This window comes from Microbispora sp. ZYX-F-249 (genome assembly GCF_039649665.1).
Lineage (GTDB): Bacteria > Actinomycetota > Actinomycetes > Streptosporangiales > Streptosporangiaceae > Microbispora > Microbispora maris.
The window spans coordinates 1-22,422 of the sequence record NZ_JBDJAW010000031.1 but is presented as its reverse complement, the minus strand read 5'-3'; the positions used below and the strand labels follow the sequence as shown (position 1 = coordinate 22,422).

22 protein-coding genes, 2 tRNA genes and 1 riboswitch are annotated in these 22,422 nt (G+C 68.9%); of the genes, 10 read left to right on the top strand and 14 right to left on the bottom strand.

Going from position 1 to position 22,422, the window contains the following annotated elements:
* Positions 1-28: 28 nt before the first annotated feature.
* Positions 29-460, top strand: a complete 432-nt coding sequence (locus tag AAH991_RS29355) for a hypothetical protein (RefSeq protein ID WP_346229161.1) — start codon at positions 29-31, stop codon at positions 458-460.
* Positions 461-539: 79 nt separating this feature from the next.
* Here AAH991_RS29355 and AAH991_RS29350 read toward each other — a convergent pair whose 3' ends face one another.
* The 4 genes from AAH991_RS29350 to AAH991_RS29335 form a co-directional block, all read right to left on the bottom strand.
* Positions 540-1,001, bottom strand: a complete 462-nt coding sequence (locus AAH991_RS29350) for a GNAT family N-acetyltransferase (RefSeq protein ID WP_346229160.1) — start codon at positions 999-1,001, stop codon at positions 540-542.
* 79 nt (positions 1,002-1,080) lie between these two features.
* A complete protein-coding gene (locus AAH991_RS29345; protein WP_346229159.1) occupies positions 1,081-1,992 on the bottom strand; it encodes a coiled-coil domain-containing protein in 912 nt (303 codons plus the stop codon).
* 34 nt (positions 1,993-2,026) lie between these two features.
* A riboswitch (cyclic di-AMP (ydaO/yuaA leader) is annotated at positions 2,027-2,165 on the bottom strand.
* Positions 2,166-2,235: 70 nt separating this feature from the next.
* Complete coding sequence (galT, locus tag AAH991_RS29340; RefSeq protein WP_346229158.1) at positions 2,236-3,294, bottom strand: galactose-1-phosphate uridylyltransferase; 1,059 nt, start codon at positions 3,292-3,294, stop codon at positions 2,236-2,238.
* 37 nt (positions 3,295-3,331) lie between these two features.
* Positions 3,332-4,135, bottom strand: a complete 804-nt coding sequence (locus AAH991_RS29335) for a DeoR/GlpR family DNA-binding transcription regulator (RefSeq protein ID WP_346229157.1) — start codon at positions 4,133-4,135, stop codon at positions 3,332-3,334.
* 140 nt (positions 4,136-4,275) lie between these two features.
* Here AAH991_RS29335 and AAH991_RS40540 point away from each other — a divergent pair, with 140 nt between their 5' ends.
* Complete coding sequence (locus AAH991_RS40540) at positions 4,276-4,353, top strand: 50S ribosomal protein bL37 (protein ID WP_373320643.1); 78 nt, start codon at positions 4,276-4,278, stop codon at positions 4,351-4,353.
* Positions 4,354-4,362: 9 nt separating this feature from the next.
* On the opposite strand, the gene AAH991_RS29330 is transcribed toward AAH991_RS40540, so the two are convergent.
* The 4 genes from AAH991_RS29330 to AAH991_RS29315 form a co-directional block, all read right to left on the bottom strand.
* Entirely contained in the window at positions 4,363-4,929 is a 567-nt protein-coding gene (locus AAH991_RS29330) for a TIGR03086 family metal-binding protein (RefSeq protein ID WP_346229156.1), read from the bottom strand.
* An 86-nt stretch (positions 4,930-5,015) separates the two neighbouring features.
* A complete protein-coding gene (locus AAH991_RS29325) occupies positions 5,016-6,749 on the bottom strand; it encodes an ATP-binding SpoIIE family protein phosphatase (protein WP_346229155.1) in 1,734 nt (577 codons plus the stop codon).
* A gap of 162 nt (positions 6,750-6,911) precedes the next feature.
* Entirely contained in the window at positions 6,912-8,270 is a 1,359-nt protein-coding gene (locus AAH991_RS29320) for a TrpB-like pyridoxal phosphate-dependent enzyme (RefSeq protein WP_346229154.1), read from the bottom strand.
* A gap of 64 nt (positions 8,271-8,334) precedes the next feature.
* Positions 8,335-8,832 (bottom strand): DUF2087 domain-containing protein, encoded by a 498-nt coding sequence (locus AAH991_RS29315; RefSeq protein WP_346229153.1) that lies wholly within the window; start codon positions 8,830-8,832, stop codon positions 8,335-8,337.
* A 50-nt stretch (positions 8,833-8,882) separates the two neighbouring features.
* On the opposite strand from AAH991_RS29315, the gene AAH991_RS29310 reads away from it, so the two are divergent.
* On the top strand, positions 8,883-9,275 hold the full coding sequence (locus tag AAH991_RS29310) for a VOC family protein (RefSeq protein WP_346229152.1): 393 nt from the start codon (positions 8,883-8,885) through the stop codon (positions 9,273-9,275).
* A 3-nt stretch (positions 9,276-9,278) separates the two neighbouring features.
* On the opposite strand, the gene AAH991_RS29305 is transcribed toward AAH991_RS29310, so the two are convergent.
* A complete protein-coding gene (locus tag AAH991_RS29305; protein ID WP_346229151.1) occupies positions 9,279-10,040 on the bottom strand; it encodes an enoyl-CoA hydratase in 762 nt (253 codons plus the stop codon).
* 173 nt (positions 10,041-10,213) lie between these two features.
* A tRNA-Pro gene (locus tag AAH991_RS29300) sits at positions 10,214-10,290 on the bottom strand.
* 90 nt (positions 10,291-10,380) lie between these two features.
* Here AAH991_RS29300 and AAH991_RS29295 point away from each other — a divergent pair.
* Positions 10,381-10,451: transfer RNA gene (locus AAH991_RS29295), tRNA-Gly, on the top strand.
* 227 nt (positions 10,452-10,678) lie between these two features.
* Here AAH991_RS29295 and AAH991_RS29290 read toward each other — a convergent pair.
* The 4 genes from AAH991_RS29290 to AAH991_RS29275 all read right to left on the bottom strand — a co-directional run bounded on the left by AAH991_RS29290 (position 10,679) and on the right by AAH991_RS29275 (position 13,400).
* On the bottom strand, positions 10,679-11,017 hold the full coding sequence (locus tag AAH991_RS29290) for a hypothetical protein (RefSeq protein ID WP_346229150.1): 339 nt from the start codon (positions 11,015-11,017) through the stop codon (positions 10,679-10,681).
* Between the two features lie 128 nt (positions 11,018-11,145).
* On the bottom strand, positions 11,146-11,703 hold the full coding sequence (locus tag AAH991_RS29285) for a DoxX family membrane protein (RefSeq protein ID WP_346229149.1): 558 nt from the start codon (positions 11,701-11,703) through the stop codon (positions 11,146-11,148).
* A 48-nt stretch (positions 11,704-11,751) separates the two neighbouring features.
* On the bottom strand, positions 11,752-12,645 hold the full coding sequence (locus AAH991_RS29280) for a ferritin family protein (RefSeq protein WP_346229148.1): 894 nt from the start codon (positions 12,643-12,645) through the stop codon (positions 11,752-11,754).
* 275 nt (positions 12,646-12,920) lie between these two features.
* Entirely contained in the window at positions 12,921-13,400 is a 480-nt protein-coding gene (locus AAH991_RS29275; RefSeq protein ID WP_346229147.1) for an ATP-binding protein, read from the bottom strand.
* A gap of 276 nt (positions 13,401-13,676) precedes the next feature.
* Between AAH991_RS29275 and AAH991_RS29270 the strand changes: the two genes are divergently transcribed.
* From AAH991_RS29270 to AAH991_RS29245, 6 genes are all read left to right on the top strand, one after another.
* Positions 13,677-14,543, top strand: a complete 867-nt coding sequence (locus AAH991_RS29270) for a Sco1979 family transcriptional regulator (protein ID WP_346229146.1) — start codon at positions 13,677-13,679, stop codon at positions 14,541-14,543.
* 201 nt (positions 14,544-14,744) lie between these two features.
* Entirely contained in the window at positions 14,745-16,136 is a 1,392-nt protein-coding gene (gene tig, locus AAH991_RS29265; protein WP_346229145.1) for a trigger factor, read from the top strand.
* Positions 16,137-16,489: 353 nt separating this feature from the next.
* On the top strand, positions 16,490-17,134 hold the full coding sequence (locus AAH991_RS29260; protein WP_169987685.1) for a ClpP family protease: 645 nt from the start codon (positions 16,490-16,492) through the stop codon (positions 17,132-17,134).
* Positions 17,135-17,148: 14 nt separating this feature from the next.
* Complete coding sequence (locus AAH991_RS29255; protein ID WP_346229144.1) at positions 17,149-17,796, top strand: ATP-dependent Clp protease proteolytic subunit; 648 nt, start codon at positions 17,149-17,151, stop codon at positions 17,794-17,796.
* Between the two features lie 207 nt (positions 17,797-18,003).
* The gene (gene clpX, locus AAH991_RS29250; RefSeq protein WP_169952773.1) at positions 18,004-19,287 is read left to right on the top strand and encodes an ATP-dependent Clp protease ATP-binding subunit ClpX; all 1,284 of its coding nucleotides are present in this window, start codon (positions 18,004-18,006) and stop codon (positions 19,285-19,287) included.
* A gap of 76 nt (positions 19,288-19,363) precedes the next feature.
* On the top strand, positions 19,364-21,952 hold the full coding sequence (locus AAH991_RS29245; protein WP_428834045.1) for a valine--tRNA ligase: 2,589 nt from the start codon (positions 19,364-19,366) through the stop codon (positions 21,950-21,952).
* Positions 21,953-22,422: the final 470 nt, after the last annotated feature.

The following is a 22,422-nucleotide window of genomic DNA, read 5'->3' as shown; positions in this document are numbered from 1 at the left end:
AAGGGCCACCGCACGGATGAGGAGAGGCATGAAGCGCACCATCTCCGTTCTCGCCGTCGCCAGCGGCGTCCTCGGCGCCACGCTCACCGGCGTCGGCGCCGCGTCCGCGGACACATCCGCAGTGGACTGCTCCACGGGCGGGTACACCTATGTCGTCAACAAATACGTCCCCACCAACGTCGAGGCGCCGGCGGTGGACAATCGCCTCTACAACATCGTCGGTCCGACGGCGTACACGCACGAGGTCTGCCTCGACATCCCCGACACCGAGACGTTCACGATCGAGGTCCGGATCGGGCCCACCGGGTCACAGCGAGTGATCGTGGACGACCGGCCCGGGGACAAGATCTTCCGCTTCTCGCCCGGCACCAACACCTTCTGGCAGGTCTACGGCACGCTGACCGGGCCCGGCAGCACCTACCTCTACTACACCTGGCACGAGAAGCAGATCCCGGCCTGACCCGGAACGGCCCGGCCGCCTCGCTCGCCGAGGTGGCCGGCCCTACCCCCCGAGCGCGAGAAGTCGTTCAGCAAGCCCTTCACATGGTCGGGAGCCGGCGTTCGAAGAGGATCCGGTCGGTTGAGGGCCCGTCGTAGTCAGGGTGGGGACCAGTGACCGTGAACCCCATCTTCGTGTGGAAGGCGATCGAGGCGTCGTTCTGCGGGGAGGTGATGGCCCGGACCACGGAGCGGTGGCCGGCCTGGGCGATGTCGAAGAAGCCACGGTAGAGACGGCGGGCCAGGCCATTGCCGCGGAAACGGGGATCGACGCCGACGAAGTGGATGTAGGCGGCGTCCGGCATCGAGGGGGACAGGAAGCCGACGAGGAATCCGCCGAGCCGCTCGTCGTGCTCGGCGATGATGCTCGTCCGATGGAAGTGATCGAGGAACAGGCGGGGCAGGGACCCGTGGATCGAACGGCCCCACCAGTCGTCCACGACGGCGATCACGCGGTCGTAGTCGGCCGGTTCGGCCGGACGGAGCCGGAAGTCGGGTGCCATGGCCGTCGATGCTATCGACCGTGCCGCGCGCGGCCATCGAGAGCGCCCGGGCCAAGGGGCCGGCGGATGGCTTGCGGGCCTAGTACATCGAGATGTGGACGTGGTCGTAGTGGTTGGCGGTGACTCCGCCGCGGTCGGACATGGTCCGCCAGCCGGGGTGGCCGAGGTTGTAGATGCGCTGCTGCCAGATCACGTACATCACGCCCAGCTTCGGCCCGTTCTTGATGGCCCAGGCGGCCAGGCTGTCGCCGAGCGCCTTCATCTCCGGGGAGGGCATGGCGCCGCCCGAGCTCATCATGAAGTCGCAGGCGCGTCCGAGGGGGTGCTCGCCGCTGTTCTCCGCGCGGTAGCAGCCGACCGGAAACCGCAGGTTGAAGGCCTTGCCGACCTCGGTGCGCATGAGTCGCATGCGGGGGGTGATGTTGTCGGAGCCGGCGGGCAGCTCCGGCGCCCAGGAACCGCCGGCCCGTCTGCCCGGGGCGATCGGGATGAGGGCGTCGAGCTTGTCCTTGATCTCCTCGATGAGGTCCTCGGCGTCCTCGCGTTGTGCGGCGACCTCGGCGGCCTGCGTCTTGAGCTGTCCGGCGAGCGTCTTGGCCGCGTCCGCGGCCCGCTGCCGCTCGGCGCGGATCCGGTCGAAGTGCTCGAGCCTGGCGGCCTGCTCCTCTTTGAGCTGGTAGTTCAGTGCGGCGGTGTTCATGTCGGGCAGCGCCATCGAGCTGTCGGTCTGGTAGCGCAGCCCGGCCATCTGCCGTACGGCGTCCCTGGCGGCCTCGTAATCGGCCTCCGCCTTGGCCAGCCGCCCGCGCGCGGCCTTCTCCTCGACGCGGGCCTCGGCGAGCGCGACTCGTTTGGCGTTGTAGTCGGCGATCAGCCGGTCGATCCTCTTCCGCAGGTCCGACAGCTCCTGCTTGAGCTGCTTCGCCGTCGGTTTGGGGTCGGCGGCGCCCGGGGCGGCCACGCCGAACACGAGGGCGGCGGAGGCGAGCACACCGACAGCCAGGGGGTACGCGCGGGGCAGAGCCCACTCCTCTCCACGTGCCGGCCGGGTTAGCTGACGGGTGCGGGCTGGAGGAGCCCGGGCAGGCGGCTGCCTTGACCCCAGGTTCGTGGTTGGGTCCCCGGCTCCCGGGCGAGGCGCCCGGGATTAGGCGTACCGGTTGTGACAACCGGTGCCAGGGATACTACTGGTAAAGAAACTACAGGTGCCACCCAAGTCGCAACCGTTCGGTGATCAAGCCGTGACCACCTCCCGGAGCAGCCGGGCGGCCTCCTCCGGGAGCACGTCGTTGACGAACGCGCCCATCGCCGACTCCGAGCCGGCGAGGTACTTCAGCTTGTTCGGCGCCCGCCGGATCGTGAAGAGCTGAAGGTGGAGATGGGCCAGGTCGCGCCGGTAGGTGACCGGGGCCTGGTGCCAGGCGGCGACGTACGGCATGACGACGCCGAACAGCCCGTCGAGGCGGCGCAGCACGTCGATGTAGAGCGGCGCGAAGGCGGCCCGTTCCTCCGGCGACAGCGCGGGGATGTCGGGCACCCGGCGGTGCGGGTAGACGTGCACCTCGAACGGGTACCGCGCGGCGGCCGGGACGAAGGCCGTCCAGTGCTCGTTGGCGGCCACCACCCGGGGGCCCCTCCGCTCGGCGGCCAGGACGTCCGCGAACAGGTTGCCGCCCCGGTGACGGGCGGCGGCGTCCAGCATCTGGCGCGTACGCGGCGTGACGTACGGATAGGCGTAGATCTGCCCATGGGGGTGCGGCAGCGTGATGCCGATCTCGGCGCCGCGGTTCTCGAAGCAGAAGACCTGCTCCACGCCGGGCAGCGAGGACAGCTCGGCCGTACGGTCGGCCCACGCCTCGACGACGAGCTCGGCCTGCTCGTCGCTCAGGGAGCTGAACGACGCGTTGTGGTCGGAGGTGAAGCAGACCACCTCGCAGCGCCCGATCCCCGGCCGCACCTCGCTCAGGCCGCCCACCTGCTCGTACGTCCCGGTGTTGAAGCTGAACGACGGGAACCGGTTCTCGAACACCGCCACCTCGTACGGCGAGGGGATCTCCGAGCCGGGATGGGCCGGGCAGAGCGGGCACTCCTCGGCGGACGGCAGGTGGGTGCGCGTCTGACGATGCCGGGCGACGGCCACCCACTCGTCCATCAGGGGGTCGTAGCGCAACTCGGAGGCGAGGGGGCGCGGCGGCAGGTCCCTGGGGTCGGTGGCGCTGTGGTCGGCGTCGTCGCGCCGGTCGAAGTAGATGAGCTCGCGGCCGTCGGCGAGATGGGTGATGGTGCGCTTCACAGAGCGGTCTCCAACTTTCAGCGTGCGGTGTTCTGCGTCACAGTGCGGTCTCCAGCGCGGATTCCCCGGACGGATCGGCGAGGAGGACTTCGCCGGCGTGTTCCGACAGCGCGGCGCGCGCCTCCTCCGGCAGACCGGCGTCGCTCACGACCACATCGGCCTCGCCGAGGGCGGCGATCGTGCTGATGCCGATCGTCCCCCACTTGGTGTGGTCGGCCAGGACCACGAGTTGCTGGGCGGCCGTGATGAGGGCCCGGTCGGTCTCCGCCTCCAGCAGGTTGGGCGTGGTGTATCCCGCCCTGACGCTCATGCCGTGCACGCCGAGCATGAGCGTGTCGACGTTCAAGGAGCGGACGGCCGCCACGGCCACCGGGCCGACCAGGGCGTCGGAGGGCGTGCGCACGCCTCCCACCAGCACCACGGTCTGGTCGGGCCGCCCCGCTCGGTGGAAGACGTCGGCCACCTGCACGGAGTTGGTGATCACCGTCAGCTCGGGCACGTCCACCAGGTGGTGGGCGAGGGTCCAGGTCGTGGTCCCGGCCGACAGGGCGACGGAGCTGCCCGGCCGTACGAGCATGGCCGCCCTGCGGGCGATGGCCTCCTTCTCGGCCTGCTGCCGCACCGACTTGGCCGCGAAGCCCGGCTCCTCCGTCGAGCCGGTGCCGGTGGCGGTCGCCCCGCCGTGCACCTTGACGATCAGGCCGCGTTCCGCGAGGACCTCCAGGTCGCGGCGGATCGTCATGTCCGAGACCCCGAGGTCGCGTACGAGCTGCGCGACGCGCACCCCGCCGGTTCTGCGCACCCTCTCCAGGATCGCCTGCTGCCGTTGCTGGGCCAGCATCCACCACTCCTGTCAACAGATTCAAACAAATTATGCCCCACGGACGTGGAGACATGTTGAGTTGGGGTCCGGGTACTTGCCGGTCGCGGTCCCGCGGGGGACAGTGAGCGAAACGCCGTACTCGACGGAAGGCGGTCTTCATGGGCAGACGCGCGCGCAAGTCGAAGGCACGCAAGAAGAAGAAGGCCAACCACGGCAGGCGGCCCACGGGCCGGTAGAGGCCCGGCCTAGGGGTTCCTGCCCCAGGCGGCGAGCAGGTGAGTCTGCTGGTCGGCGCCGGCCGGGACGCCTCGCTCGTCCCCGATCACCCCCGCCTCGCGGTAGTCCTCCCGCGCCTTCTCGAACCAATCCGAGCAGGAGGCGACGAGGTCGGGGTCGAGCCTTTCCGGCCCGCCGATGGCACGTGCCAGGTCCCAGGTGTGGATCAGCGCGTCCGCGAACAGCTCGGTGATGTACTCCTCGCCCGGCACGTCGCCGAAGGACAGGTGGGTGACGGAGGTCAGGGCGCCCTCGGCGTACACGGCCTGCACGGCGCCCTGCGCGGACGCCTCGAACGCCTTGAGCGGGTCGTCGCCGAGCACGTCGCCCTCGAAGGCGTCCCCCACCTCCGCGACCGTGCGGCCGGACAGCAGCTCGGGGGCCCACAGGTTCTCGGACACGACGTGGTTCACCAGCCCGCGGACGTCCCAGTCCACGCAGGGAGTCGGCAACTCCCACTGTCCGCGGCGGACGAGATGGAGGCGGTCCCCGAAACCGTCCAGCGCCCTGCGGTACGCGTCACGGATATCGATCATGTCCCCTCCTCGCCACGAACTCCCCGTTCGAACGTAACGCTTCTCAACGATCGGTAATACACGCTCGCCGGGGAAGGAACGCCGGGTCAAGGGAGGTGCTGCTCGACCCAGACGATCTTGCCGTACGGAGTGGGACGGGTGCCCCAGCGGTAGGCGAACCGCTTGATCAGCTGGAGGCCGCGGCCGGTGTCCTCGTCGGGGGTGGCCGTGCGCGGGGCGGGAGCGGCGGGCGAACCGTCGGCGACCTCGACCACAAGCGTCCGCCCGCGCAGCAGCCGCAGCTCTATCGGCGGCCACCCGTGCTTGAGCGCGTTGGTGACCAGCTCGCTCACGATGAGCTGGGTGGCGTCCACCAGGCCGCCCAGGCCCCACCGCTGCAGGGTGCCGCGGACGAAGCGGCGCGCGTGCGAGACGAACCGCGGATCGGCCGGCAACGGGCAGGTCGCGATCTCGTCCGGATCGAGATCGCGCACCTCGGCCACCAGCAGGGCGATGTCGTCACGCTCGTGACTCGACCGCTGGCTGCTGATGATCACGTCGCACATGTCCTCCAGGTCGTCGACCGGACCGGCGAGCAGGCGCCGCAGCCCCATGATGCCGGCGTCCAGGTCCCGCTCGCGGCTCTCCACCAGGCCGTCGGTGTAGAGGGCGAGCACGCTCCCGGACGGCAGGATCAGCTCGCGCGACTCCAGCGGGTCGCTGCCGATGCCCAGCGGCAGGCCCGACGGCAGCTCGATGATCTCGGTCGAGCGGTCGGGGTGCAGCAGGATGGGCGGCACGTGCCCGGCGCGGGCGAGCGCGCAACTGCGCGTCACCGGGTCGTAGACCGCGTAGATGCACGTCGCGATCTGGCTCGGGTCGAGGTCCTGGCTCATGAGGTTGAGCCGGAACAGCACCTCGTCGGGCGGCAGGTCAAGGCTCGCCAGCGTACGCGCGGCCGTGCGCAGCTGGCCCATGGTCGCCGCGGCCCTGGTCCCGTGCCCCATGACGTCGCCCACCACCAGGGCCGTACGGCAGCCGGGCAGGGCGATCACGTCGTACCAGTCGCCGCCGACGCCCATCAGGTCGCTGGCCGGCAGATACCGCGAGGCGATCTCCATCCCGAGCGCCTGCGGAAGCTCGACGGGCAGCAGGCTGCTCTGCAGGGTCAGCGCGGTTTTGCGTTCCGTGGTGTACAGCCGCGCGTTGTCGATGCACAGCGCCGCGCGGGCGGCCAGGTCCTCGGCCACCACCACGTCCTGCTCCTCGAACGGCAGGCCGCCGGGGCGCCGGGTGAAGACCACGCAGCCGAGGACCCGTCCCCGGGCACGCAGGGGCACCGCGAGGAACGAGCAGTCGGTCAGGAGCGAGGCGACCGCCTCCTCCCGGTCCAGGCTGGCGCCGATCAGCCGGGCGCTCTCCTTGTCCAGCGACGGGTACATCAGCGGCTTCCCGCTCGCCATGCACTGGGCCTGCGGGAGGATCGCCGGGTAGACCGTCGCCTCGTCGACCGGGAACGCCTTCATCCAGGCGTCCGGGTCGGCGCCGGCCACCCCCAGGGCCACCCGGCGTACGAGGGTCGTCCCGTCCACCGGCCGGGGCGACAGCTCGCCTTCCGACATGAGGCGGTCCTGCACCATCACGGCCGCCGCGTCGGCGAAGCGGGGGACCGACACGTCCACGAGCTCCCGGCTCGTCTCGGCCAGGTCGAGCGTGCTGCCGATACGCCGGCTCGCCTCGTTCAGGAAAGCCAGCCGCTCGTTTGCGGACGCGGCGCTGCTGCGGCGCCACTGCGCCCGGTTCCCCGGGGCGGGGTCCTTGATAACGCAGTTCCGGTTCAACGAATTCTCCGGAGAGAGCGGATGGCGTTCCAGAATCGTATGGAGCTGATACCGCGCATTTCAGCCGTTTGACATGAGTGCTCCGACAGGTATTACGGCACGATGGCGCAGCCGTACCCGCCGCTCAAGGGACGAAACGGATACCGGTGCGCATGCGTCACATCAGACGGCGGGCAGGTGCGCGAGAGCCTCGTCGATCCGCTCCTGCGGAAGCGTGAAGTCCTCCAGGCGACCGGCGAGACGGCTCTCGTAGGCGGGCAGGTCGAAATGGCCGTGCCCGCACAGGGACATCACGATGACCTTCTCCTCGCCCGACTCCGCGCACCGCAGCGCCTCCGCGATCGTCGCGGCCACGGCGTGGGCGGGTTCGGGGGCGGGCACGATCCCCTCGGACCTGGCGAAGCGGATCCCCGCGTCGAAGCACTCGGTCTGCGTGACGGCCACGGCCTCCACCAGGCCCTGCTCGTACACGTGCGAGAGCAGCGGAGACATGCCGTGGTAGCGCAGCCCGCCGGCGTGGATCGGGTCGGGCACGAACGTGTGCCCCAGCGTGTGCATCTTCATCAGCGGCGTGAACCCCGCGGCGTCGCCGAAGTCGTAGGCGTACGTGCCCCGGGTCAGCGACGGGCAGGCGGCCGGCTCCACGCCGCGCAGCACCGGGTTCATCCGCCCCGCCAGCTTCTCGCGCAGGAACGGGAAGGCCAGCCCGGCGAAGTTGGAGCCGCCGCCGGTGCAGCCGATCACCAGGTCGGGGGTCTCGCCGAGGGTGGCCAGTTGCTCCAGCGCCTCCTCGCCGATGACGGTCTGGTGCAGCAGGACGTGGTTGAGCACCGAGCCCAGGGCGTACCGCGTGTCGTCGTGCTGCCCGGCCACCTCGACGGCCTCGCTGATCGCGATGCCCAGCGACCCCGTGCAGTGCGGGTCCTCCGCCAGGATCCTGCTGCCCGCCGTGGTCACCGCCGACGGGCTGGCGTGCAGGGTGGCGCCGTAGACCTTCATCAGCGTGCGCCGGTACGGCTTCTGGTCGTACGACGCCCGGACCATCCAGATCTCGCAGGCCAGGCCGTACTGGGCGGAGGCGAACGCCAGCGCGGAGCCCCACTGGCCCGCGCCGGTCTCGGTGGTCAGCCTGCGCACGCCCTCCCGCGCGTTGTAGTACGCCTGCGGGACCGCCGTGTTGGGCTTGTGCGAGCCCGACGGGCTGCCACCCTCGTACTTGTAGTAGATGCGGGCGGGCGTGCCGAGGGCGCGCTCCAGGCGGCGGGCGCGGATCAGCGGTGTCGGCCGCCAGAGGCGGTAGACGTCGAGGACGCCCTCGGGGATCGGGACGAACCGCTCGCCCGACACCTCCTGCCCGATAAGCGCATCCGGGAAGAGCGGGGCGAGGTCGTCGGGACCGACCGGCCGCAGCGTCGCCGGATGGAGCACCGGCGGGGGTGGCGTGGGCAGGTCCGGGATGACGTTGTACCAGTTCCGGGGGATCCGGGACTCGTCGAGAAGGACCCTGGTCGGCTCGCCCATGTCTCCCAGTGTCCGCGCCGCGGGCCCGTGGGGAAAGGGCGCCGGCCGATGTGGCCGGACCCGGTCAGACGCTTCCTCCCGAACGCCAGTAGACGTTGGCCTCCCGGGTGAGGAACCCCTCGTCCACCAGATAGCGGCGCAGCGCGGCGTGGTCGTCGTGGAACGCCCGCAGCGCCACGTCGACCTCCTTCTCCTGGTAGCGCACACCCACCTCGAACACCTGCGCGATGTAGTCGAGCACCATCAGCCGTTTGGCCCGCTTCACCGGGATGGAGACGAGCCGCCCGTCGACCAGGAACGCGTCCATCGGATCGGCCGGCGTGGAGGGGACCATGCGGAGCAGGTCGCGGAAGGTCTCGGGCCGCGCCCGCCAGCCGCCCTCCTCCCGTACCGCGAGGCCGCCCCTGGCCAGCCGGTCCAGGGCCTTGGCCGCCGCCTCCGGGGTCAGCCCGGTGACCTTGTCGAGCGGCTCACCGGGACGCAGGACCAGTCCGGCGAGGACACGAAGCGTGTCGTCCTGCCCGAGCAGCCCGAGCACGCGGGAGATGTGCTTGTCGATCACCCGTCCACGGTATTGGCTCGATGAGGACCACGGAAAACCTGGAGGGCGCCGTGACCGCTCGACTGGACCACACGATCGTGCACAGCAGTGACCGCTTCGAGTCCGCCCGCTTCCTGACCGGCTTGCTCGGCGAGCCGGAGCCCGGCGCGTTCGGGCCGTTCGCCACGGTCCGGGTCGCCAACGGCGTGACGATCGACTACGCCGACTCGATCGTCGACCGGGACCGGATCGTCATGCAGCACCTGGCGTTCCTCGTCTCCGAGGACGAGTTCGACGAGATCTGCGCCCGCATCGCCGAGCGGGGCCTGCCGTACTGGGGCGGGCCGCATCACCAGGAGCCGCAGCAGGTCAACCACCGCCACCACGGCCGCGGGGTGTACGTGGACGACCCCGACGGTCACGCCATCGAGTTCCTCACGCACCCGTACGTGGAGGAGGAGTGACCTTCAGCGGCTCTGGCTCCGGCCCCGGTCGAAGACCGCGCGCCTGCGGGCGGCGAAGTCCTCGGGGCTGGTGATGGCGAGCCCGTCCCGGCCGGTCTCCAGCTCGGCACGGAGGCCGTCGGCGCCGGTGCCGTCCCGCAGGAGGTCGTAGATCTCCCGGATCCTGCCCAGTGTCTGCGGGGTCGTCGTCGCGATGCTCCGCGCGAGCTCCACGGCCCGGGGCAGCAGCCGGTCGTGCGCGACGACCTCGTTCACCAGTCCGATGCGCAGCGCGAGGGGCGCGTCGACGAAGTCCCCGGTGAACGTCATCTGCCGGGCCCACGCCTGCCCGACCGCCTGGCTCAGCCGGGCGGTCATGCCCCAGGAGGGCACGATGCCGACGCGGGTGTGGGTGTCGGCGAACCGCGCCCGTTCGCTGGCGATCCTGAAGTCGCACGCGAGCGCGAACTCCAGGCCGCCGGTCACCGCCACGCCGTTGACCGCACCGATGACGGGCACGGGGAAGTTCCGCAGCGGGAGGATCGAGTCGGGATGGCCGATCCGCACGTTCGCTTCCAGCTCACCGAGGTCCAGGCCCGCGCAGAAGGCGGGGTCGGCCCCGGTGAGGACCATCGCGCGCAGGCCGGGCTCGGCCGCGAGCCGCTCCAGCGTGTCCCGGAACTCCTCCAGCAGCGCCTTGGAGATCGCGTTGTACTTGCGCGGACGGTTCAGCGTCACGATCGCGACGGCCTCGGCGGGCCGGTCGACGAGGACCAGGTCGCCCATGGTGCTCCTCAGGGTCCCGGGGGTACGACGAGAACAGGTTATAGAAACGTGCCGGAGGCCCGGAGCCCGGCTGGTGCGGCGGGCCGGCCGCAGTGCCGCCGTCGCCTCGTAGGGAACGGACGAGGCCGCTGCGCCGGCCGTCGGCCGGAAGCGGCGCGGAAATGCGAGAGTGCTGGTCGGGGCGACAGGATTTGAACCTGCGACTTCTTGCTCCCAAAGCAAGCGCGCTACCAAGCTGCGCCACGCCCCGTCTCGTCGGGTACGCGTGCGCTCCGAGACTCCGGTACGCTTACGCCCTGACGACCGGATGAAGTCTAGACCAGATGGACACCGGGCGCGCGCGGACGTAGCTCAATGGTAGAGCCCCAGTCTTCCAAACTGGCTACGCGGGTTCGATTCCCGTCGTCCGCTCTCAGCGCGAAAGGCCAGGTCACCCCGTACGGGGAGCCTGGCCTTCGTGATCTCGCGACACTGTTTCCGATCTGCCGTGCCACACACGTGCCACTTCAGTGTTCAATCCTCGTTCCGGCCGCCGTCCTGAACGCCTCCGAGCGCTTTGGCGATCGCCCGATCACGGTCCTGCGTGGCGTGCAGGTAGATCAGGGTCGCCCGAGCGGACGTAAGAGGTCTGGCCCACTTCAATGTTCGGTGGTGATCCTTTCTGCCACCACCTCGATCTCCCGGGGACCCGTCAGTTTGAGCCAAACCAGCTCGCTGTCGTTGTTGTGAAGGTGAAGAAGGTGATGGGCGTCAGCCGGCCAGGCTCCGGTTCTCGGCAGATCGCTTACAACGGCCTCGTCGATGAAGTCGCCCTTGACATCCGGGCTGTCCATCCTCACATGGACGACGCCCATCAGCTCGATTACAGCAGTGTCATCGTCTCCGCTCGTAAGGCTGATCCTCGCAGTGCTGGCGACGGAGTCGACTTGGACGACAACCGCGTCCAGGAAGTATCCGCGGTAGGCGCTGAGGTCCATGCGCAACACCGTAGTCGAGCACTGAGACCGGACGCCGCCGTCGCGAACGCCTGTCCGAGAGCTTGAGCGACGAGCTCGGGGCGCGCAGCCGCGGCGGCCTGCCGCCTCTCGTGGCCCGCCGTGCGCGTCTACTTGAGCCAGGGATGGTGCCGGACCAGCGCCGTGTTTCCCCACCATCGGCCGATTCCCAGCGTGTCTCCGGCGTCGGTCAGAGCCAGCCCCGCGATGACGAACAGGTAGACGAGGCGGTAGTCCACGAACGGGTTGTGCTCGGGAGGCAGTTCGGCCGCCCACATGAGGAGCAGCAGCAACCCGCCCAGGACCGCCGTCAGGCGCATCGCGACGCCGAGCATGAGCGCCAGGCCGACGCCCAGCAGACCGATCATGAAAAGCCAGTCGGCCCACGCGTGCCCGGCCAGGGGAGAGAACACCGCGCCGAGGGGTTTCCTCGCGGTGCCTTTGAGATACCCGGTCGTCGGGCTCGCTCCCCTGATCCAAGCGCGGTCGGCGGGCGTGCCGAACCCCCAGCCGAAGAGCTTGTCGAGGAACGCCCAGAGGAACACCCAGCCGATCAACAGTCGTACGAGCCCCCAGACGTAGTCGCCCGGACGGGTGGCCGTACCGGCCGCAGGGTGCCCGGTGGCGCGGGTCGTCGCACCGCCGCGGCCGTCTCCCGAACCGGTCATCGCCACTCCTCTGGGCGCGAGACCGCCCCAACGGGACGGCGGGCGCGGTCAGCTCGACGTGGAGCACTGCCTGCCGAGCTTGGACAGTTCGCCGGAGAAGGCCTTGGCGTGCTTCAGCTCGTCCTTCGCCGTGTCGTTGAGCACGTCGGCCACCGCGGTGTCTCCGGCGGCCGAGGCCTGGCGCGCGTAATCGGGGTACATCTGGGTGCCCTCGTGAGTCTCCCCCTTGATCGTCGCGCACAGATTGGCCGCGGTGTCCCGGACCGCACCGGCCAGATTCGCCTCCTCGGCGAAGTGCTCGGTGCGCTCGACGGCGGCGGTGCGGTGGAAGAGTTTGGCGAGCCTCGGCTGACCGGTCTCGCGGGCCTTGTCCCCATAGAGGGTGTACTTCGCGTAGGCGAAGGCTTCGCCCTTCATCGCCGTACGCAGGTTCTCCAGCGTCCGGGGCGACGAGACCTTCGGCTCTCCCGCGCGCACGGCCACACGCTTTGCCTGCACGTCCGTCGGGATGACCGTGCCGGACGACGGATCGGTGACGGCCTTCGCCGCCTCGACGAACTTCGCGTGGTGCGCGGCCTCGTCCTTGGCTATCTCCGAGAAGAGCCGGGCCGCCTGCCGGTCTCCGTCGGCCCTCGCCTGCTCGGCGAAGTTCTTGTACATCGTCGTCGCCTCGTAGGACTCGCCGCTCGTGCTGTCGCGGAGGTTCGCGGCGTTGTCCCCGACCAGGCCGATGAGTTTCGCCTGCTCGGTGAGGTGTTCGCGTAATTCGGTGTGCGCGGTGCGCCGGTACAGCCCGGCCACCTCGGGCAGGTTCTCCCTGTCCGCCTGCTTCGCGTACTCCCGGTAGGTGACGTGCGCCAGCGCCTCGCCCTTCATCGCGTTCGTGACGTTCGTACGCGTCGACGGGTCGACGTCGTCCGAGCGGGGAGCGGACGCCGCCATGGCACTTCCGGCACCTGCGGCGAGGACGGTTATCGTGCCGGCCGTGGTGAGACCGGCTTTCCACCAGACGAGACCTCGGGTTCCCATACGACCCCCCGATGGGCGTGTCCGGCGGCCCGTACGCGCAGTGCGCCGGGTGCGGCCGCCGGAGCGGGACGGAATGAAGGGCCCGTGGTGGGAATACCGCCGGCGCGCGGGCTCAACCTCCCCAAGCACTCCGGCTTGGTTCCGCGTTGGGCAAAGAAGATCGGCGTATGGCCGAAGGCCGGAGAACGTCAGTCGCCGGTGCGGAAGAGGGCCCAGACGGCCTTGCCGCCCTCGTCCAGCGCGTCCCAGCCCCAGGCCTGGCTGTAGGTCTCGACGATGTAGAGGCCGCGCCCGTGCTCGGAGACGAAGTCGGGCTGCGCGGGCGACGGCGCCTGATCGCTCGGATCCGAGACGGCGAGCAGCACGTGCGGCGCGATGCGCAGGAGCGTCAGCGTTATGGGCGGGTCGCCGGTGCGGTCCGCCGGGCACAGAGCGTAACGAACAGCGTTCGTCACCAATTCGCTCACGACGAGCGCCGCGTCGTCGCTCAGTTCCGACAGGCCCCACTCTCGCAGGGTCGTCCGGGTGACGTCACGTGCGGTCTTGACCGAATCGGCCTGCGGGGCCAGGGGGCACATCGTCGTATCGGACGGACCTGCCGCCCTCCGGAACCAGCCGAATCCCACATCGCGGGTCAGCTGGCCGCCGGATTTGGGCTCGTCCGACATGGTTGCCCGTACCTCCCGCTGGCCTGAATCGATGACTGGTGCACATTTAGCCCAATATGCACCTAAGACATGATGGATCAGTGGCTCCTGCTGCTGCAAGACCCAAATGCACGTGCAGCTGTCATGTGCAGACGCACGTGGCGAATGTGCTGACCGTCAGGGACACGTAGATCAGACCTTGTCATCGGAGCCCGAAGTGGTGACACTGTGTGGGCTGGGGGTGTCGTACGGGTCGTCCCTTGGCGGCACACAGGGCCGAGGTGAGAGGGAGGCGCCGTGATACAGATCCAGGCTGGATCGGGTCCGACGGCTCTGCGCATCCTTCTCGGTTCCCAGCTCCGCAAGCTCCGTGAGAGCAAGGGCATCAGTCGTGACCAGGCCGGCCAGTGCATCCGGGCGTCCGAGTCGAAGATCAGCCGGATGGAGCTGGGCCGAGTCGGGTTCAAGGAGCGCGATGTCGCCGACCTTCTCGTTCTCTACGGAGTGGAGGACGAGGAGACGCGCAATGTCGTGATGAACCTGGTCGAAAGGGCCAACGAGCCCGGCTGGTGGCACAGGTTCAACGATCTGCTGCCCTCGTGGTTCCAGGCCTACGTCGGTCTGGAGGAGGCGGCCGAGCGCATCCGCACCTACGAGGTGCAGTTCGTTCCCGGCCTGCTGCAGACCAAGGAGTACGCGCGCGCCGTCATCATGGCCGGCGCGGTCGGCGCGGCGCCGGAGGAGATCGCCAGACGGGTGGACCTGCGGCTGGAACGCCAGCGCATCCTCGACGGCGGGAACAGCCCCAAGTTCTGGGCCGTGATCGACGAGGCCGCGCTGCGCCGCCCGATCGGCGGTGTCGACGTCATGCGGGGCCAGATTCAGCACCTCATCGACCTGATGAACCAGCCCAACGTGACGATTCAGGTCATCCCGTTCAGCTATGGAGGACACGCCGCCGAGGGCGGCGCCTTCAGCATCCTGCGGTTCGCCGACCCCGACCTGCCCGACATCGTGTACGTCGAGCAGCTCGCCAGCGCGCTTTACCTGGACAAACGGGAAGAGGTCGACCGCTACAGCGAGGTCATGGAACGCCTCTGCGCGGTCAGCACCACCCCCACGGAGACGGTGGACCTGCTGCGGCAGATCATGGCCGACCTCTGATCAGTCGCTACCGGGCCTCATCTGCTCTAGACTGCCCTTGGCGTTGGACACCCGCCACAGTCGAGCATGCCCGGACAGGTCGCGTGCAGGCGAGACGGTGATCCTGCGCCTTTCACGTGGGCGCGGCGCGCGTTACTGTGCCGCGGTTGCCGTGCACGACGTGCCCGCGATCACCAGATGCTGGATCAAGGAGACCACCCCGTGAAGACCGCTGTCGAGGAGCTCAGCCCTACCCGGGTCAAGCTCACCGTCGAGGTGCCGTTCAAGGAGCTCGAGCCGAGCCTGCAGGCCGCGTACAAGAAGGTCGCGCAGCAGGTGCGCGTGCCCGGCTTCCGTCCTGGCAAGGTGCCGGCCCGGATCATCGAGCAGCGCTTCGGCCGCGCGGTGGTTCTCGAGGAGACCCTGAACGACGCCCTGCCCAAGCTGTACGGCCAGGCCGTTGACGAGACCGAGGTCTTCCCGGTCAGCCAGCCGGAGATCGAGGTCACCAAGATCGAGGACGGTGAGCAGGTCGAGTTCACCGCCGAGGTGGACATCCGCCCCGCCTTCGACGTCCCGGACTACCAGGGCGCCGAGATCGTGGTGGACCCCGCCGAGGTGACCGACGAGGACATCACCGCCCAGCTCGAGGCCCTGCGCCAGCGCTTCGCGACGCTGACCGGCGTCGAGCGGCCGGCCCAGAACGGCGACTACGTCGTGATGGACCTGCGTGCCGAGATCGACGGCCGCAACCTCGAGGAGCAGCAGGCCGCCGACGTGTCCTACGAGGTCGGTGCGGGCTCGGTCCTGCAGGGCCTGGACGACGCGCTGCAGGGCATGGCCGCGGGCGACGAGAAGACCTTCCGCACCACGCTCGTCGGCGGTGAGAACGCCGGCGAGGAGGCCGACGTGATCATCAACGTCAAGTCGGTCAAGGAGAAGGTGCTGCCCGAGCTGGACGACGAGTTCGCGCAGCTCGCCAGCGAGTTCGACACGCTCGACGAGCTCAAGGACAGCATCCGCGAGCAGGTTCGCCGCAACAAGCTGGTGGACCAGGTCGTGCAGAGCCGCGAGAAGGCGCTCGACGCGCTGCTCGAGAAGATCGACATCCCGCTGCCCGAGAGCGCGCTCCAGGCGGAGATCGACGCGCGCAAGCACAACCTCGAGCACCAGGTCGCCGAGAGCGGCCTGAGCCGTGAGGCGTACCTCCGCCTCCAGCAGACGACCGAGGAAGAGCTGTTCGCCGAGTACGAGGCGAGCGCGGCCAAGGCGCTGAAGTCGGGCTTCGTGCTCGACAAGATCGTCAAGGCGGAGGAGATCGGCGTCAGCGAGCAGGAGCTCACCGACTTCGTGGTGCGCCGCGCCATGCAGATGGGCGTCGCGCCGAACACGCTGGCCCAGCACCTCGCCGACAACAACCAGCTCCCGCTGGCGATGATGGAGATCGTGCGCGAGAAGGCCAAGACCGTCATCGGGGACGCGGCCAAGGTCACCGACACCGCGGGCAACGAGGTGGACGTCCAGGCCATCTACGCCGAGCTCAACCCCGAGCAGGAGGCCGTGGGCGTGGACGAGGCGGGCGAGGAGCCCGCCGACGAGACCAAGGAAAGCTGATCTCCGAGGCTCTCGCCTGACATCTGCCGCCGGCCCGCCGCGGCGCGGGCCGGTGCGGCAGGCCACGATGGAACCCCCGTCGCACTCGGGTGCGCCGGGGGTTTCGGTTATATCGGGGCAAATCCCTGAGAATTTGTTTATTACCGTGGCTAGGGAGCACGCGGGCGGCCGTGACACATGTGTCTCGGCTGTCCGGCCATGGGCGGGAAACACGAGCGATGCGGCGCGGACGCGCCGTCGCGGCCGGGCATGCGCCGACAGCGAACAGCACGGCGCACGGGCATGACCTGTCTGCGCCGCGCGTTAAGGTCACAAGCAAAGCCAATCGATTACGAGCATCGGAAGGTGACGCTGTGACCAGCCCGCCGACCTTCTTCCCGACCGGTGGTTCCGGCTTCGAGGCCCGGAGCCCGGAGGGTGGCCCCTCCCGCCTCGAGGACCAGCTCTACCAGCGCCTGCTGCGCGAGCGGATCGTGGTGCTCGGCACCCAGGTGAACGACGAGGTGGCCAACCGGCTGTGCGCTGAGCTCCTGCTCCTCGCCGCCGATGACCCCGATCGCGACATCTGGATGTACATCAACTCCCCTGGTGGCTCCGTAACCGCCGGTATGGCGATTTACGACATGATGGAGTACGTGCCGAACAACGTCTGCACGGTCGCCATGGGCCTGGCCGCCTCCATGGGGCAGTTCCTGCTCTGCGCCGGCGCCCGCGGCAAGCGGTACGCGCTTCCGCACGCCCGGATCATGATGCACCAGCCGTCCGGCGGCATCGGCGGCACCGCGGCCGACATCGCGATCCAGGCCGAGCAGATGCTCTACGTGAAGAAGACGCTCGCGGAGCGGATCGCCTACCACACCGGCCAGCCGCTCGAGCAGATCGAGCGCGACTCCGACCGGGACCGCTGGTTCACGGCCGAGGAGGCCAAGGACTACGGCTTCATCGACCACGTGGTGCGCAGCGCCCGCCAGGTGCCCTCCGAGGGCGCCGTCTCGTGACTGGAGCTTCCCAGATGAGTGAGCTGATCCGGCCGGGTGACATCAACGGCCGCTACGTCCTTCCCTCCTTCGTCGAGCGCACGTCGTACGGCGTCAAGGAGATGAACCCCTACAACAAGCTGTTCGAGGACCGCATCATCTTCCTCGGCGTCCAGATCGACGACGCTTCGGCGAACGACGTGATGGCGCAGCTGCTCACGCTGGAGTCGCTCGACCCGGACCGCGACATCAGCATGTACATCAACTCGCCGGGCGGCTCGTTCACCGCGATGACCGCGATCTACGACACCATGCAGTTCGTCCGGCCCGAGATCCAGACGGTCTGCCTGGGGCAGGCGGCCTCGGCCGCCGCGATCCTGCTGGCCGGCGGCACGCCGGGCAAGCGGTTCGCGCTGCCGAACGCCCGCGTGCTGATCCACCAGCCCTACACCGAGGGCGGCGGACAGGGCAGCGACATCGAGATCCAGGCTCGTGAGATCCTGCGCATGAGGTCACTGCTCGAGGATCTCGTGGCGAAGCACTCGGGCAAGTCGCCCGAGGAGGTCCGCAAGGACATCGAGCGCGACAAGATCCTCAGCGCCGAGGAGGCGAAGGCGTACGGGTTGGTGGACGACATCATCCCGTCGCGGAAGAAGCGTGCGGCGGCGGTCGCCGCTTCCTGAGGAGGTTGCCGCACCGGAACGGTGCCCATTTGGGCACGTTCCGGTGCGACTCACCGCTAGGGGGCTCACTGAGGGCCCGAGAGACGGTAACGTCGAAACCTGAGCGGGATGACGTTTTCGCACCGGATCGCGATCAATCGATCGCGAAGAGGGTGCGGACGGAAGCGACCGCGGCGGCAGGCGGTCCCACGCAAAGGAGTATCTGGGGTGGCACGCATCGGCGACGGGGGAGACCTGCTGAAGTGCTCGTTCTGCGGCAAGAGCCAGAAGCAGGTCAAGAAGCTCATCGCCGGACCAGGCGTCTACATCTGCGATGAGTGCATCGATCTCTGCAACGAGATCATCGAGGAGGAGCTCTCCGAGTCCTCCGAGCTCAAGTGGGACAACCTTCCCAAGCCCCGTGAGATCTACGAGTTCCTGGACGCGTACGTCATCGGGCAGGACAAGGCGAAGAAGGCCTTGTCGGTGGCGGTCTACAACCACTACAAGCGCGTCCAGTCCGGGGAGCGGGGCCGCGACGACGGCCTGGAGTTGGCCAAGTCCAACATTCTGCTGCTCGGCCCCACCGGGTCGGGCAAGACCCTGCTCGCGCAGACGCTCGCCAAGATGCTCAACGTGCCGTTCGCCATCGCGGACGCGACCGCGCTGACCGAGGCGGGATACGTCGGCGAGGACGTGGAGAACATTCTCCTCAAGCTGATCCAGGCCGCCGACTACGACGTCAAGAAGGCCGAGACCGGCATCATCTACATCGACGAGGTCGACAAGATCGCCCGCAAGAGCGAGAACCCGTCGATCACGCGGGATGTGTCGGGCGAGGGCGTGCAGCAGGCCCTGCTCAAGATCTTGGAAGGGACCACGGCGAGCGTGCCGCCGCAGGGCGGGCGCAAGCACCCCCACCAGGAGTTCATCCAGATCGACACCACGAACGTGCTGTTCATCTGCGGCGGCGCCTTCGCCGGCCTGGAGAAGATCATCGAATCCCGGGTCGGCAGGAAGGGCATCGGCTTCAACGCGATCATCCACTCCAAGGAGGAGATGGACTCCTCCGACATCTTCTCGGACGTCATGCCGGAAGACCTGCTGAAGTTCGGCATGATCCCCGAGTTCGTCGGCCGGCTGCCGGTGATCACTTCGGTGCACAACCTCGACAGGAGCGCACTGATCCAGATCCTCACCGAGCCGCGCAACGCGCTCGTCAAGCAGTACCGGCGCCTGCTCGAGCTGGACAACGTCGAGCTGGAGTTCACCGACGACGCGCTGGAGGCCATCGCCGACCAGGCCATCCTGCGCGGCACCGGCGCCCGCGGCCTGCGCGCCATCATGGAGGAAGTCCTCCAGTCCGTGATGTACGAGGTGCCCTCCCGCCAGGACGTGGCCCGCGTCGTCATCACCCGCGAGGCCGTGCTGGAGCACGTGAACCCGACCCTCGTGCCGCGCGACCAGCTGCAGGCCAAGCAGCAGCGGACTCCGAGGGAGAAGTCGGCCTGACGGCTCCCTCTCCGGACAGGTTGTTGTCCACAGGGTGTGCGGCGACGGCTCGGGTGGCGTCCGGACGTCCCTAGAATTGGGCAGCGTGACTACGTCTGAGCTGCCCACCCAGTACGCCCCCGCCGATGTCGAGACCCGGAGCTACGAGCGCTGGGTATCGGCGGGCTACTTCACCGCGGACCCGGGCAGCGGGCGAGAGCCGTACAGCATCGTGCTTCCCCCGCCCAACGTGACCGGGTCGCTCCACGTGGGCCACGCGCTCGACCACTCGATCCAGGACGCGCTGACCCGGCGGGCCCGGATGCGGGGGATGGAGACGCTGTGGCTGCCCGGCATGGACCACGCCGGCATCGCCACCCAGAACGTCGTGGAGCGCGAGATCGCCAAGGACGGCCTGTCCCGCCACGACTTCGGCCGTGAGGCGTTCGTCGAGCGCGTCTGGCAGTGGAAGGAGGAGTCCGGCGGCCGGATTCTCGGCCAGATGAAGAAGCTCGGCGACGGCGTGGACTGGTCCCGCGAGCGCTTCACGATGGACGAGGGGCTCTCCCGGGCCGTCCAGACGATCTTCAAGAAGCTGTTCGACGACGGGCTCATCTACCGGGCCGAGCGGATCATCAACTGGTGCCCCCGCTGCCTGACCGCCCTGTCCGACATCGAGGTCGAGCACAGCGACGACGACGGCGAGCTCGTCTCGATCCGATACGGCTCGGGCGACGAGGAGATCGTCGTCGCCACGACCCGCGCGGAGACCATGCTGGGCGACACCGCGGTCGCCGTTCACCCCGCCGACGAGCGCTACGCGCACCTGGTCGGCAAGTATGTCGAGGTCCCGCTCACCGGCCGGCGCATCCCGATCGTCGCGGACGAGCACGTGGACCCCTCGTTCGGCACCGGCGCGGTCAAGGTCACCCCCGCGCACGACCCGAACGACTTCGAGATCGGCCGGCGCCACTCGCTGGAGTCGCTCGTCGTCATGGACGAGCGGGGCATCATCACCGCCCACGGGCCCTTCCAGGGCCTCGACCGGTTCGAGGCACGGCCCGCCGTCGTCGCCGCGCTGCGCGAGCAGGGCCGCATCGTCGCCGAGAAGCGCCCGTACGTCCACTCGGTCGGCCACTGCTCCCGATGCAAGACCGTGGTCGAGCCGCGGCTGTCGCTGCAGTGGTTCGTGAACGTCACGCCGCTGGCCAAGGCCGCCGGCGACGCGGTGCGCGACGGCCGCACCCGCATTCACCCGCCGGAGCTGGCCAAGCGCTACTTCGACTGGGTCGACGACATGCACGACTGGTGCATCTCCCGTCAGCTGTGGTGGGGCCACCGCATCCCCGTCTGGTACGGCCCGGACGGCGACATGGTCTGTGTGGGGCCCGACGAGGAGCCGCCGGCCGGTTACGAACAGGACCAGGACGTCCTCGACACGTGGTTCTCCTCGGGACTGTGGCCGTTCTCCACGCTGGGCTGGCCCGACGCCACGCCCGACCTGGCCCGCTTCTATCCGACGACCGTCCTGGTGACCGGCTACGACATCCTGTTCTTCTGGGTGGCCCGGATGATGATGTTCGGGTTGTACGCGATGGACGGCCAGCCGCCGTTCCGCACCGTGGCGTTGCACGGCATGGTCCGCGACCAGTTCGGCAAGAAGATGTCGAAGTCGTTCGGCAACGTCGTCGACCCGCTCGATTGGATCGAGCGATACGGCGCGGACGCCACACGCTTCACGCTCCTCCGTGGTGCCAACCCCGGCTCCGACGTGGCGATCAGCGAGGACTGGGCGGCCGGGTCCCGCAACTTCTGCAACAAGATCTGGAACGCCACCCGGTTCGCGTTGATGAACGGCGCCGTCTCCGACGGCCTGCCCGACGACCTCACCGCGGCCGACCGGTGGATCCTGTCCCGGCTGCAGGAGGTCGTCGCGAGTGTCGACGCGGCCTTCGAGGAGTTCGAGTTCGCGAAGGCCTCCGACGCCCTCTACCACTTCGCCTGGGACGAGGTCTTCGACTGGTACGTCGAATTGGCCAAGGTGCAGTTCGCCGAGGGCGGCGCGGTGGCCGAGAACACCAAGCGCGTTCTGGGGCACGTCCTCGACGCGCTGCTGCGGCTGCTCCACCCGCTCGTGCCGTTCGTGACCGAGGAGTTGTGGCGTGCCCTGACCGGCGGGGAGTCGATCGTGGTCGCTCCCTGGCCATCGGTGTCGTCCGATCTGCTCGACCCCGCGGCCGAGCAGGAGATCGCCGCGCTGCAGAACCTCGTGACGGAGGTGCGCAGGTTCCGATCCGACCAGGGGCTGAAGCCCGGCCAGCGCGTGGCCGCGCGACTGTCCCTGTCCGGTACGGCTCTCGCGGCCCATGAGGACGCGATCCGGGTCCTGCTGCGCCTGGACGAGCCGGCGGACACCTTCAATCCGACGGCCCGGCTCACCGTCGGCACGGTGCTCGTGGAGATCGACACGGCCGGTGCCATCGACGTCGTCGCCGAGCGGAAGCGGCTGGAGAAGGATCTGGCCGCGGCGCGCAAGGAGCAGGCGCAGGTCACGGCGAAGCTCGGCAACGAGCAGTTCATGGCCAAGGCCCCCGAGGACGTCGTGGCGAAGGTGCGCCGGCGTGCCGAGCAGGCCGCCGAGGACATCTCTCGCCTCGAGGCCCAGCTCGCCGCCCTGCCGGCATAGGTGTGGCAGATGAGGTTTGGGAGTGCTGGAGACGGGGCAGGACTATGAAGTTGCCTAAGTTGTCTCCAGCACCTCCCAACCGGTGCTAGTCTTTCTCTCGCGCTGAGGGTCCGGCGAGTTGGAACACCCCACGGGGTTCCGGTTGTTAGACTCTCGGTTACTCCCTCTCTCTGACCCGATCTCGGGATGTCTCGTCGCGATTCGACGAGGTGCCGGGGATCAGGTAAGTTCGAGGGGTTGCCCCGGAAACGGGGCGGCCGAAATTCTCGGCGAAAAACGGAATTCAAAGCAAATCGAGTTGATTTGACACGAATAACCGGACTCGCCAGAATAGAAGCACAACGAAGCGAAACGCTCCGGAGCGTAGGGCCTGGTGAAACGGGTTCTGGGTGATGGTGGTCGCGTCCGTTTCTTGAGAACTCAACAGTGTGCTAAAAGCCAGTGCATGAAATCATGCATGACCCCGTCAT

Coding starts and splice junctions, on each gene's coding strand:
- AAH991_RS29290 (WP_346229150.1), bottom strand. CDS start 11,017: ATGGACCTCAGCGCCTACCGCGGATACTTCCTGGACGCGGTTGTCGTC.
- AAH991_RS29335 (WP_346229157.1), bottom strand. CDS start 4,135: ATGCTGGCCCAGCAACGGCAGCAGGCGATCCTGGAGAGGGTGCGCAGA.
- AAH991_RS29275 (WP_346229147.1), bottom strand. CDS start 13,400: ATGTCGGACGAGCCCAAATCCGGCGGCCAGCTGACCCGCGATGTGGGA.
- AAH991_RS29350 (WP_346229160.1), bottom strand. CDS start 1,001: ATGGCACCCGACTTCCGGCTCCGTCCGGCCGAACCGGCCGACTACGAC.
- AAH991_RS29330 (WP_346229156.1), bottom strand. CDS start 4,929: ATGATCGATATCCGTGACGCGTACCGCAGGGCGCTGGACGGTTTCGGG.
- AAH991_RS29255 (WP_346229144.1), top strand. CDS start 17,149: ATGAGTGAGCTGATCCGGCCGGGTGACATCAACGGCCGCTACGTCCTT.
- AAH991_RS40540 (WP_373320643.1), top strand. CDS start 4,276: ATGGGCAGACGCGCGCGCAAGTCGAAGGCACGCAAGAAGAAGAAGGCC.
- AAH991_RS29280 (WP_346229148.1), bottom strand. CDS start 12,645: ATGGCGGCGTCCGCTCCCCGCTCGGACGACGTCGACCCGTCGACGCGT.
- AAH991_RS29355 (WP_346229161.1), top strand. CDS start 29: ATGAAGCGCACCATCTCCGTTCTCGCCGTCGCCAGCGGCGTCCTCGGC.
- AAH991_RS29285 (WP_346229149.1), bottom strand. CDS start 11,703: ATGACCGGTTCGGGAGACGGCCGCGGCGGTGCGACGACCCGCGCCACC.
- AAH991_RS29305 (WP_346229151.1), bottom strand. CDS start 10,040: ATGGGCGACCTGGTCCTCGTCGACCGGCCCGCCGAGGCCGTCGCGATC.
- AAH991_RS29320 (WP_346229154.1), bottom strand. CDS start 8,270: ATGGGCGAGCCGACCAGGGTCCTTCTCGACGAGTCCCGGATCCCCCGG.